This is a genomic window from Shewanella sp. 11B5 (assembly GCF_002836795.1).
GTDB lineage: Bacteria > Pseudomonadota > Gammaproteobacteria > Enterobacterales > Shewanellaceae > Shewanella > Shewanella frigidimarina.
Window position 1 is genome coordinate 1 of the sequence record NZ_PJAP01000272.1, and the last position, 12,981, is coordinate 12,981.

The window sequence follows — 12,981 nt, forward strand, 5'->3', positions numbered from 1 at the left end:
TTTAAAGGGATAATTTAGGTCATCTAAAAACTGTCGATGAGGTTGTCCAGAGTGAATCACTAAACCCGAAAGATTTTCACGCTGACAAATTTCGCCTACTCGGCGATTTAATTCCGCCATGTGCGCATGATACAGATGTGCTAACTGATCCATTGACTATCCCTTTGCATGAGTTTTAACCCAATAAGTCTATCACAAACAGAAAAAGACCTCGCTAGATGATAAAAAATTAAACGGCCGTTTAAATTGGGTGTTGTAATTTATCTCATTTAGTCGCACACTGAGAATTAGCTGGTCAATAGATGGCCGAAACTGCTGTGATTCAAGCTTGATAACTGCACAGTAAATAAGATGTGGAAGTCGCTTTTAAGCAATAAGGAAGCAAGCAATGATCTACCAAAGCCCTACCATTCAGGTTGAGTTACTTGAAGATAATATTGCCAAACTGTGTTTTAACGCACAAGGTTCGGTAAATAAATTCGACAGAGAAACAATAGCCTCTCTAGATGCCGCCCTAGATAGCATCAAACAAAATACCAATATTAAAGCCTTGCTGCTGACATCAGCAAAAAGCACCTTTATTGTTGGCGCAGACATTACCGAATTCTTAACGCTATTTCAGCAAGACGATGCCACGTTGCTAGCTTGGGTTGAACAAGCCAACGCAGTATTCAATAAGCTAGAAGACTTGCCGTTTCCGACAGCATCAGCAATTAACGGTTTTGCGTTAGGCGGTGGTTGCGAAACCATTTTAGCGACTGATTTACGCGTTGCAGATACCAATGCTCGCATCGGTTTACCAGAAACCAAATTAGGTCTTATTCCTGGTTTTGGTGGCACAGTGCGTTTACCTCGAGTAATCGGTGCAGATAATGCACTTGAGTGGATCACCACCGCTAAAGACCAACGTCCAGAAGATGCGTTAAAAGTAGGCGCTATTGATGCCGTTGTCGCACCAGAAAACCTAGAAGCTGCTGCGATTCAAATGTTGCATGATGCCCTTAATGGTAGCCTTGATTGGCAAGCTCGTCGCACCAAAAAGCAATCACCATTACAGTTACCAAAACTTGAAGCCATGATGTCTTTTGCTACCGCAAAAGGAATGGTATTTTCTGTTGCAGGCAAGCATTATCCAGCGCCAATGGCCGCTGTGAATGTTGTTGAACAAGCTGCAGGTTTGGACCGTGATGGCGCATTAAAAATAGAAGCGCTGGCGTTCATTAAATTAGCTAAAACAGATGTAGCCCAAGCGCTAATTGGTATTTTCTTAAATGACCAGTTCGTTAAAGGTAAAGCAAAGAAAGCCGGTAAACTCGCTAAAGATGTTAACCAAGCAGCGGTATTGGGTGCAGGTATTATGGGCGGCGGTATTGCTTACCAAAGCGCCAGCAAAGGCACACCAATTGTGATGAAAGACATCGCTCAGCCAGCATTAGAGCTAGGCTTAAACGAAGCAGCTAAAATTCTGACAACACAAGTTGCTCGTGGTCGTTCTACGCCAGAGAAAATGGCTAAAGTATTAAACAACATCACGCCTTCACTAGATTACGCCGCTATCAAAAATAGCGATATCGTTGTAGAAGCGGTTGTTGAACATCCAAAAGTTAAGGCTACTGTACTAGCAGAAGTTGAAGGTTACGTATCAGAAGATGCCATTATTGCATCAAATACCTCGACTATCTCAATCAACTTACTGGCTAAAAGCCTTAAGAAACCTGAACGTTTCTGCGGTATGCACTTCTTTAACCCTGTGCACAAAATGCCATTAGTTGAAATTATCCGTGGTGAGCACAGCTCTGAAGAAACCATCGCAACGGTAGTGGCTTACGCCAGCAAAATGGGTAAAACCCCAATCGTAGTCAATGATTGCCCAGGCTTCTTTGTTAATCGCGTATTGTTCCCATACTTTGCAGGCTTCAGTGGTCTACTTGCTGAAGGTGCTGACTTTGCTGCCGTTGATAAAGTCATGGAAAAACAGTTCGGTTGGCCAATGGGCCCAGCTTACTTGCTTGATGTTGTTGGCCTAGACACGGGTCATCACGCTCAAGCAGTAATGGCTGAAGGCTTCCCAGATCGCATGGGTAAAAATGGCAAAGACGCTATCGACATTATGTTTGAAAACAAACGTCTAGGTCAGAAAAACACTAAAGGTTTCTATGCCTATTCTGTTGACCGTCGTGGTAAGCCGAAGAAAGACATTGATCCAACAAGCTATGAATTATTAAGCGCTGAGTTCGGTGAATTAAAGGCATTTGAGTCTGATGACATCATCGCTCGCTGTATGATCCCGATGATCATCGAAACGGTTCGTTGTTTAGAAGAAGGCATTATTGCATCACCTGCTGAAGGCGATATGGGTCTAGTTTACGGTATTGGTTTCCCTCCATTCCGTGGCGGTGTATTCCGTTACTTAGACACCATGGGCGTAGCAAACTTTGTTGCCCTAGCAGACAAATACGCACATCTTGGTGGCTTATATCAGATTACCGATGCAATGCGTGCACTTGCAGCCAACAATGGTAGTTACTACCAAGCCTAATTAGTGGGAAAGGAATTAAATCATGAAACAAGCTGTTATCGTAGACTGCATTCGCACCCCAATGGGCCGTTCTAAGGCTGGGGTATTTAGAAATGTACGTGCAGAAACATTGTCTGCAGAACTAATGAAAGCACTAATGGTGCGCAACCCACAATTAGACCCAAACGACATTGAAGATGTTATTTGGGGTTGTGTGCAGCAAACTCTAGAGCAAGGCTTTAACATTGCCCGTAATGCATCATTGTTAGCTGGTATTCCTAAAACGGCTGGCGCAGTAACGGTAAACCGTTTATGTGGTTCGTCAATGGACGCCCTTCATCAAGCGGCTCGCGCCATTATGACAGGCCAAGGTGATACCTTCATTATTGGTGGTGTTGAGCACATGGGTCATGTACCAATGAACCACGGTGTTGATTTTCACCCAGGCCTTGCCAACCGCGTAGCAAAAGCATCTGGCATGATGGGCTTAACCGCTGAAATGTTAGGTAAAATGCACGGTATCACTCGTGAGCAACAAGATGCGTTTGCTGTACGTTCTCACCAACGTGCCCATGCTGCAACTATCGAAGGTCGCTTTGCTAAAGAAATTTGGGGCATTGAAGGCCACGATGCCAACGGCGCACTAATTAAAGTGATGACCGACGAAGTCATTCGTCCAGAAACGACACTAGAGTCACTTGCGGGTTTACGCCCAGCATTCGACCCAGTTAACGGCACGGTGACTGCAGGTACATCATCTGCATTATCTGACGGTGCTTCTGCAATGTTAGTGATGGAAGAATCTAAAGCACGTGCTTTAGGCTTAACTATCCGAGCACGTATTCGTTCAATGGCTGTTGCCGGTTGTGATGCTGCAATTATGGGCTATGGTCCAGTACCTGCCACCAAAAAAGCATTAGCTCGCGCGGGCTTGTCGGTTGCCGATTTAGACCTTATCGAATTAAACGAAGCGTTTGCTGCACAGTCATTACCTTGTGTTAAAGATCTTGGCTTACAAGATGTTGTCGATGAAAAGATTAACCTTAACGGTGGCGCAATTGCATTGGGCCACCCACTAGGTTGTTCTGGCGCACGTATCTCGACAACACTGATCAACTTGATGGAAGAAAAAGATGCAACGCTTGGTCTTGCCACTATGTGTATCGGTTTAGGTCAAGGTATCGCAACTGTATTCGAACGCGTTTAATCGTTCTCATACCAAGCTGATACTTTTCAGTTGTATGAAGTGAGTTGTAAAAACGAGCCAAATTGGCTCGTTTTTTTTATTTTAAAATTCTTCTACTTTGGCTAATGTTCCACGTGAAACATGTTTTATGAAAATTAAATAATAATAATAAAACTCAATATAACTTTAAACCACGCAAACTTGGCAAGCTTTAATGACAAGAGTAACATTAGCGCTAATTCGATAGATAAACATAGACAGCATTTCATGAACGATATTTATACCCAGGCACAACACCAACTCGATGCACTTGGCCTTCGATGCCCAGAACCTGTGATGATGATTCGAAAAACAGTACGCAAAATGGCAGAAGGTGAAACCTTGTTAGTCATTGCAGATGATCCTGCCACAACCCGTGATATTCCGAGTTTTTGTGAATTTATGGATCACACGTTAATTGCCAGTGATACCAGCAAAACGCCATACCAATATTTACTCAAAAAAGGACTTTAACTAATGACCATCACATTGGAAGCTATCGCATATAAAACAGCGAAGCGCGGCATAATGAAGCCAGCCTTTTGTGCCAATGTGACCTTAGAACGAGGTGTCGAAAATGATATTTTTGGCAGACCAGGAAAACGTCAAGTTACTGTAATGTCAAAACAGCAGTGGCAAACAGTCTGCCAACAAATTAATGCCGATTTAGACTGGTTAACTCGAAGAGCGAATTTATTGATCAGTGGCTATGAATTTAGCGCTGCAGATGTTGGCAAAATAATCTCGATCGGCGCTGAACTTAAATTACAAATTACAGGCGAAACTGATCCGTGTAAAAAAATGGAAATGGCTCACACAGGACTGGAACAAGCATTAACACCAGACTGGCGTGGTGGTGTTACCTGCCGCGTAATTCAAGCTGGGTTAATACAACCAGATGACTCGGTAAACATAGATTAGTAAAACCGATAAATCATTTTCGTTTAAGCCTTTCATATTAAAATCTATCACTATAGTACTCGTTGTTTGTTAATAAATAACAAACAAACGTGTTAATGTCTGTCATTAATTGATACAGATTTGTTGTACACCTTATCGGTAATTTATGCGATAAAGGAACCATTCAAACCGACAAACGCAGTAAAGCCAAATACTCTTCAGGCCATCTAATCATGCCAAATGATATGAACTAAATGAGTATAGGCTTGATTAAATCCACTGAAAATAAAAACGACAACGGATAATCTACTCTATGTTGACTCAAAAACTCACCCCACTTTACACCGCAATAGCACTGACCCTTGGTATTTCTGGTTTTGCTTATGCCGAAGATGACAATGTAAAATGGCATGTAAATGCTCCTGAAAATGCGCCATTAAGTAAAATAGATATCAATGTTACCGAAGGAACATGGATGAACGTCAATGTATCGCCAGATGGTGAACACATTGTATTTGATTTATTAGGTGATATTTATCAAATACCGATAGCAGGAGGAGAAGCTAAACCACTGGCACAAGGTATCGCTTGGCAAATGCAGCCAGTATATAGCCCAGACGGTAAGTACATAGCTTTCACCTCTGATGAAGATGGTGGCGATAATATTTGGATAATGAATGCCGATGGTACCAATCCACATGCAATAACGACTGAAACGTTTCGTTTACTCAACAGCCCGGCCTGGAGTCCTGATTCACAATACCTAGTAGCACGTAAACATTTTACCGGCACCCGCAGCCTCGGAGCGGGTGAAGTGTGGATGTTTCACGTTGCTGGTGGCGAAGGCGTTAAACTAACAGAGCGCCCTAACGAACAAAAAGATTTGGGTGAACCAGCCTACTCGCCAGATGGACGCTATATCTACTTTAGCCAAGATGCGACCCCAGGCAAGACCTTTCATTACTCAAAAGATTCTGTGAAAGGCATTTATAAGATTAAGCGTTATGACACCCAAACAGGCGATATTGAAGTATTGATTGAGGGCACCGGTGGTGCAATTAGACCGACACCGAGTCCTGATGGCAAAACCCTTGCCTACATCAAACGCGATGGATTCCAGTCGACCTTATATACCCTAGACTTAAAGTCTGGTGAAGAAACCAAGCTGTATGACAAACTCGATCGTGACATGCAAGAAACATGGGCTATTCACGGTGTTTATCCAACAATGTCGTGGACTAAAGACAATAAGCACATCGTATTTTGGGCTAAAGGTAAAATCAATAAACTTGATGTCGACAGTAAACAAGTAACAGACATTCCTTTCAGTGTTAGCACTCAAAGAGATATTCAGCCATCGGTCCGTTTTACTCAAAACTTAGATAAAGATGAATTTGATGTAAAAATGCTGCGTATGGCACAAGTATCACCAGATGGCGAAAAAGTGGTATTTGAAGCCTTAGGTAAAATTTGGGTTCGTGATATTAAAGACGGAAAACATAAACGATTAACCCGTTTAGATGATGACATCAATGAGCTATTCCCACAGTGGTCACGTGACGGTAAAGACATCGTGTTTACTACATGGAATGATCAACAGCAAGGCACCGTCAGTGTTGTTAGCGCCAGAGGTGGTAAAGCCAAGGTGTTAACCAACGAGCCTGGCAAATATGTAGAGCCAACTTTCTCGCCTGATGGCGAATATATTGTTTATCGAAAAGCTCGCGGTGGATACATGACACCACGAACTTGGTCACAAGAACCGGGTTTATATAAAGTCGATATCAAAGGAAAGCAAAGCACTAAACTAACTGCCAGTGGCCATCAGCCACAATTCGGTGACGACTCAGACCGAGTTTACTTTATTGATTCAGGTGAGACACCAGAGTTTGCATCAATCGGCATGAACGGTTTTGAAAAGCGTACCCATTACACTAGCGACCATGCTACTGAGTTTCGTTTATCACCAAACGGTGAGCACTTGGCTTTTGCTGAGCGTTTTAGAGTGTACGTCACTCCTTTTGCTAAACACGGTGAAACCATTGCGATTGGGCCTAAAGCAACCAACTTACCCATTACTCAACTGAGTGCTCGTGCAGGTGAAAGCATTAGCTGGAACGGTAAAAATAACCAACTGTATTGGACATTGGGCCCTGATTTATATCAAGCCGATGTAGACACTCAATATGTAAAAGCAGAAACCAAGGTCGATCCTAAAATAACCTCTATTGGCTTTAAGGATAAAGCCGATGTTCCACGTGGAACAGTAGTGTTTACTGGCGGTAAAGTGATCACCATGGAAAATGATCAGGTGATAGATAATGGTGTTGTTATCGTTAAAGACAATAAAATTGTCACTGTCGGTGATGCCAACACGGTGATCCCAAAAAATGCCCAGATTATCGATATTAGTGGTAAAACCATTATGCCGGGCTTATTTGATGCTCACGCCCACGGCGGACAAGCGGATGATGAAATTATTCCACAACAAAACTGGGCTTTATATTCTGGGCTGTCACTTGGGGTAACGGCTATTCACGACCCATCGAATGACACTACCGAAATTTTTGCTGCTTCTGAACAACAAAAAGCAGGCAATATTGTTGGCCCTCGTATTTTCTCAACTGGGACTATTTTATATGGAGCCAACTTACCAGGCTATACCTCGCATGTAGATTCACTTGACGATGCAAAGTTCCACTTAGAGCGTCTTAAAAAAGTCGGTGCATTTAGTGTTAAGAGTTACAACCAACCACGCCGGGATCAACGCCAGCAAATTATTGCTGCTGCACGAGAGCTCGAAATGATGGTAGTACCTGAAGGTGGCAGTTTGCTGCAACACAATTTATCTATGATAGCGGATGGTCACACCACGGTAGAACATTCGTTGCCAGCAGCGTCTATATACAATGACATCAAACAATTCTGGAGCCAAACTGAAGTACACTACACACCGACCTTAGTTGTCGCTTATGGTGGTATTTCTGGCGAGCATTACTGGTATGACAAAACTGACGTTTGGGCTCACCCTCGTCTAAGCATGTATGTCCCACATGATATTCTTGATGCCCGTTCAATGCGCCGCACTACCGCGCCAGATGAACATTACAATCACTTTAATGTTGCCCGCGTAGCCAATGAGTTAAACAACATCGGCGTTAAACCTAATATTGGTGCTCATGGTCAACGAGAAGGATTAGCTGCACATTGGGAAATGTGGATGTTTGCTCAAGGCGGCATGAGTAATATGGAAGTTTTAAAAACCGCGACAATCAATCCGGCGACAACCTTTGGTATGGACCATCAACTAGGTTCTATTAAAGTGGGTAAATTGGCTGACTTAATAGTGATTGATGGCGATCCATTAGCCGATATCAGAACGACGGATAAAGTCACTTACACAATGGTTAATGGTAAGCTCTTTAATTCAGAAACCATGAATCAACTCAATGGTGATAAACATAAACGTAAGCCTTTTTTCTTTGAAAAAATCTAACGATTAAATTAATCCAATAAAAAGGGTGTTCCACGTGGAACACCCTTTTTTATACATTTAAATAAAATCAATACTGACCGTGACAATGACAATCTGTCGTATGATCGTTTACCATACCTACCGCTTGCATAAAGGCATAACAAATTGTTGGGCCAACAAAGTTAAAACCAAGCTTTTTTAACGCTTTAGACATAGCTTCAGATTCTGGTGTTTGTGCAGGAACTTGGCTGGATGAACTGAAGTTGTTTGCTCTCGGTTCACCACCAACAAATCCCCATAAAAACTTAGAGAAATCATCACCCTGCTCAACAAAAGCTAAATAAGCTTTAGCATTTCTGATGATCGAGTTAATTTTAAGACGATTGCGTACAATACCCGGTTCTAGCATTAACGCTTCCACTTTAGCTTGATCGTACTGTGCAATAATACTCGGCTCAAAATTAGCGAACAGTTGCTGGTAGTTTTGTTGCTTTTTAAGAATCGTAATCCAAGATAATCCAGCTTGTTGACCATCAAGACACAACTTAGCAAAAAGCTGTTTGGCATCAAACTCAGGACGTCCCCATACTGTATCGTGGTAATGTTGATATAAAGGGTCTTCACTTACCCAGCCACATCGGTTAACTTGCATGGTATGGTTCCATTAACGTTTTTAGTAGTACGTTAAAAAATAACCTACATCTACCTTGCTCTACAAGGTATAATCATTAACATTTTCTATTAATAGCCTGACAGTAGTAGACATGACGACGAAACACGACGTAAAGACATTTCAGGGTTTCATCCTAACCCTTCAGGAATATTGGGCGCAGCAAGGTTGCGCAATTGTTCAACCTCTAGATATGGAAGTTGGCGCTGGTACTTTCCACCCGCAGACCTTCTTACGTTCATTAGGCCCAGAGCCAATGAGCAGTGCATACGTGCAACCGTCTCGCCGTCCTACTGATGGACGTTATGGTGAAAACCCAAACCGCCTGCAACATTACTACCAATTTCAAGTAGTGCTAAAGCCATCTCCAGATAACATTCAAGAGCTTTATTTAGGCTCACTTGAAGCGCTTGGCATCGACACCAAAGTACATGACATTCGCTTTGTTGAAGACAACTGGGAGTCGCCAACATTAGGTGCTTGGGGTTTAGGCTGGGAAATTTGGCTTAATGGTATGGAAGTCACTCAGTTCACCTACTTCCAACAAGTTGGCGGAATTGAATGTAGCCCTGTTACAGGTGAAATCACTTACGGGCTTGAGCGTTTAGCCATGTACATTCAAGAAGTTGATAGCGTATATGATCTTGTTTGGACTGACGGACCACTTGGTCGTGTCACTTATGGTGACATTTTCCATCAGAACGAAGTAGAACAGTCTACCTATAACTTCGAACATGCCGATGTCGATTTTATGTTCACCCTATTCGATCAATGTGAAAAAATGTGCATGCACTTACTATCACTAGAAAAGCCATTACCACTACCTGCTTACGAGCAAGTAATGAAAGCATCACACGCTTTTAACTTACTTGATGCTCGCCATGCTATATCAGTCACTGAACGTCAGCGTTATATCCTTCGCGTTCGTACTATGGCAAAAGGTGTTGCAGAATCTTATTATCAAGCACGTGAAGCTCTTGGCTTCCCAATGTGTAAGTAGAGGTAACGAATGAATTTTGAAAACTTACTCATTGAAGTTGGTACCGAAGAATTACCACCAAAAGCGCTGCGCACGTTAGCTGAATCATTTTTAACGAGCTTTACAGATGAATTAACTAAAGCTGATTTACCTTTTGAGTCTGCAGTTTGGTATGCCGCCCCTCGCCGCTTAGCGATTAATGTATTGGGTCTAGCATTAGCACAAGCCGATAAAGTCGTTGAAAAACGCGGTCCCGCGGTTAGCTCAGCATTTGATGCTGACGGTAACCCAACGAAAGCAGCACAAGGCTGGGCTCGTGGTAACGGTATTACGGTTGAGCAAGCAGAGCGATTAGTCACCGATAAAGGTGAATGGTTAGTCCATCAAGCTAAAGTGGTTGGCGTTGAAACCAAAAGCTTAATAGCTGACATGGCACAGCGCGCACTCGATAAGTTACCAATCCCTAAGCCAATGCGTTGGGGTAACAACAAAACTCAGTTTATTCGCCCGGTCCACACCGTGACAATGTTATTAGGTAGCGAATTAGTTGCTGGTGAATTACTTGGTATTACATCTAACCGCATTATTCGTGGCCACCGCTTTATGGGTAAAGCCAGTTTTGAGTTGGATCATGCTGACAATTATTTAGCCGCGCTAAAAGAGCAAGGTAAAGTTCTAGCAGATTATGAATTACGTAAATCGCTAATCAAAGCTGATGCTGAAGCAGCTGCAGCAAAATTAGGTGGTATTGCCGATATTCAAGATGGACTACTTGAAGAAGTCGCTTCTCTAGTTGAATGGCCAATAGTGTTAACAGCAAGCTTTGAAGAAAAGTTTTTAAACGTACCTTCTGAAGCGTTGGTTTACACCATGAAAGGTGACCAAAAATACTTCCCAGTATTTGATAAAGCCGGCAAATTACTGCCTAACTTTATCTTTGTCACCAACATTGAATCTAAAGATCCACAACAGATTATTTCAGGTAACGAAAAAGTAGTTCGCCCACGTTTAGCGGATGCTGAGTTCTTCTTTAATACCGATAAAAAGAACACACTTGAATCTCGTATTGCCAGTTTAGAAACGGTTGTATTCCAAAAACAACTTGGTACGTTGAAAGCGCGTGTTGAACGTATTTCTGAGTTAGCAGGTTTCATTGCGACGCAAATGAACAACAACGGTGTTGAGACCAACAGTGTAGATGCTAGCCGTGCTGGTTTATTGTCTAAAACAGACCTAATGACCAACATGGTCATGGAATTTACTGATACTCAAGGCACTATGGGCATGCATTACGCCCGCCTAGATGGCGAAACAGAAGCTGTTGCTATCGCACTTGAAGAACAGTACAAACCTAAATTTTCTGGTGATACAGTACCAACGGCTACAGTGTCGTGTGCGGTTGCTTTAGCTGAAAAATTAGATACGCTAGTGGGTATTTTTGGTATTGGTCAAGCACCAAAAGGTGCAGCAGACCCATTTGCACTTCGCCGCGCAGCCATTGGTATTTTGCGCGTTATTGTAGAAAACAAACTGCCACTCGACTTAGTTGAGTTAATTGCTAAAGCACAAGCTTTGCATGCGCCCAATATTACTAACACCAATACAAGTGATGATGTGCTTGAATTCCTTCTCGCACGTTTCCGAGCTTGGTACCAAGATAAAGGCATTCAAGTTGATGTTATTTTAGCTGTACTGGCTCGTCGTCCAACAAAACCTGCTGATTTTGACAGTCGTGTTAAAGCTGTATCACATTTCCGTGGCTTAGAAGCTTCTACAGCGCTAGCAGCGGCAAATAAGCGTGTTTCTAATATATTGGCTAAAGTTGAAGGCGAATTACCCGCAACCATCAATTCAGCTCTATTAACAGAACCAGCAGAGAAAGCGTTAGCTGATAAGCTTGTACAGTTACAACCACAGTTAGCTCCACTGTTTGCTGATGGCAATTACCAACAAGCATTAACGCTATTGGCTGACTTACGCGAAAATGTCGATCAGTTCTTTGAAGATGTGATGGTAATGGCAGATGATGAAGCATTGAAAAATAACCGCTTAGCGTTATTAACCAATCTTCGTGAGCAGTTCTTGCACGTTGCAGACATTTCGTTGCTGCAATAATGTAAATTAGCTGCAGTTGAGATAAAAGCGCCGTAAGGCGCTTTTTTTATGACTTACTTTTTTATAGCTTAAGAGTATCAGCCACAACTTGGGGCTATAAAGGATTGAGACAGACCTTACCCGCATTGAAAACAATTTAAAACTGGATAAGCTTTTGATGTAATTCTATAAAATCTTCTTCACTACACTCTACCTGAGCTAACAATACCGCTAGTGCTGGTTGAGGCAATTTGTCGACTTGTAACAGCATTGAACATTCACTAATAATATTGGCTTTCCAAATAAGCAGTGTCATGCCATCAGTTGGTTTAATATTAGTATTGGCCAATAACGTTAACGGTGTTTCAAAGTGTTGTGAGAGTTGCCAACTGCGCGCTAACAATGCACTTAAGGTTAACGATTTTGTGGTCATCACCTGCTTAAAAAGTATTGAATTGGGTTGTTCTCCTGGTTCAGCTTGATAAAAAGCGTCCACCAGCATTTTAAAAATCGCAATTTTACCCACATCATGCAGTAAGCCTAATAGAAAAGCACTGTCTCGTTGCTCGTTGCTCGCTAACTCGCTAGCCAAAAAAGCCACTTGCATAGAATGACGCCAGATTTCAGCCCCAAAGCGTCTAAAGTAAATTGGCTTTATATCGATTAACTCACGGGCTAAACACGCGGTAATAAATTGCCTTAATTGTTGCCTGCCCACTTGTACTAACGCTTGTTGAATACTGCTAACATCGGTATCCGCTCGTTTAAAAGCGGGCGAGTTACATAACTTGAGCACTTCAACACACAACAAAGGGTCTTGCTCAATAAGTAGTATTAACTCTTGGGTTTCAATATTGTCGTCGCCAAGTTTTTTATCAAGCTCGAGTATTTTACTGGGAAGCTTTAATACGTTTTCTGCAATCGACTGCGGTGAGCTTAATGCCTGTTCAATATTTTGCATTACACTACGTTCAAGGTTATTGGCAATACCTGTGGTCGTAGTGGATGGAGTTGCAAACAATAAACTATAAAATAAAGCCGATAGATCTAATTGTGATTCAACAGCTTGACGCTCCGTAACCTCAATTGCAGGAACAGGTGTCTGTGGTTTGGCTTGTTG

Annotated in this window: 9 protein-coding genes and 1 pseudogene; 7 read left to right on the plus strand and 3 right to left on the minus strand. The window is 42.4% G+C overall.

Going from position 1 to position 12,981, the window contains the following annotated elements:
- Positions 1-153: pseudogene (locus CXF78_RS04565) on the minus strand (Xaa-Pro dipeptidase); the annotation flags it as partial.
- 235 nt (positions 154-388) lie between these two features.
- Here CXF78_RS04565 and fadB point away from each other — a divergent pair.
- From fadB to CXF78_RS04590, 5 genes are all read left to right on the plus strand, one after another.
- Entirely contained in the window at positions 389-2,539 is a 2,151-nt protein-coding gene (gene fadB / locus CXF78_RS04570) for a fatty acid oxidation complex subunit alpha FadB (protein WP_102036112.1), read from the plus strand.
- Positions 2,540-2,561: 22 nt separating this feature from the next.
- Positions 2,562-3,725, plus strand: coding sequence for an acetyl-CoA C-acyltransferase FadA (gene fadA, locus CXF78_RS04575; RefSeq protein ID WP_011635504.1), 1,164 nt, complete (start codon positions 2,562-2,564; stop codon positions 3,723-3,725).
- A 246-nt stretch (positions 3,726-3,971) separates the two neighbouring features.
- A complete protein-coding gene (gene tusA / locus CXF78_RS04580; protein WP_102036113.1) occupies positions 3,972-4,217 on the plus strand; it encodes a sulfurtransferase TusA in 246 nt (81 codons plus the stop codon).
- A gap of 3 nt (positions 4,218-4,220) precedes the next feature.
- Entirely contained in the window at positions 4,221-4,664 is a 444-nt protein-coding gene (locus CXF78_RS04585) for an MOSC domain-containing protein (RefSeq protein ID WP_102036114.1), read from the plus strand.
- A 292-nt stretch (positions 4,665-4,956) separates the two neighbouring features.
- Positions 4,957-8,139 carry an amidohydrolase family protein gene (locus CXF78_RS04590; protein ID WP_102036115.1) on the plus strand — a complete coding sequence of 1,061 codons (3,183 nt, stop codon included), beginning with the start codon at positions 4,957-4,959 and terminating at the stop codon, positions 8,137-8,139.
- Between the two features lie 67 nt (positions 8,140-8,206).
- Here the strand turns inward: CXF78_RS04590 and CXF78_RS04595 are convergent, their stop codons facing one another.
- Complete coding sequence (locus CXF78_RS04595) at positions 8,207-8,770, minus strand: DNA-3-methyladenine glycosylase I (RefSeq protein WP_059746103.1); 564 nt, start codon at positions 8,768-8,770, stop codon at positions 8,207-8,209.
- A gap of 112 nt (positions 8,771-8,882) precedes the next feature.
- Between CXF78_RS04595 and glyQ the strand changes: the two genes are divergently transcribed.
- Together glyQ and glyS are read left to right on the plus strand one after the other, a co-directional pair.
- Positions 8,883-9,788 (plus strand): glycine--tRNA ligase subunit alpha, encoded by a 906-nt coding sequence (gene glyQ, locus CXF78_RS04600; RefSeq protein ID WP_011635499.1) that lies wholly within the window; start codon positions 8,883-8,885, stop codon positions 9,786-9,788.
- A gap of 9 nt (positions 9,789-9,797) precedes the next feature.
- Positions 9,798-11,882 carry a glycine--tRNA ligase subunit beta gene (gene glyS, locus CXF78_RS04605; RefSeq protein ID WP_102036116.1) on the plus strand — a complete coding sequence of 695 codons (2,085 nt, stop codon included), beginning with the start codon at positions 9,798-9,800 and terminating at the stop codon, positions 11,880-11,882.
- A gap of 136 nt (positions 11,883-12,018) precedes the next feature.
- Here glyS and CXF78_RS04610 read toward each other — a convergent pair whose 3' ends face one another.
- Positions 12,019-12,948, minus strand: coding sequence for an HDOD domain-containing protein (locus CXF78_RS04610; RefSeq protein WP_102036117.1), 930 nt, complete (start codon positions 12,946-12,948; stop codon positions 12,019-12,021).
- Positions 12,949-12,981 lie beyond the last annotated feature (33 nt).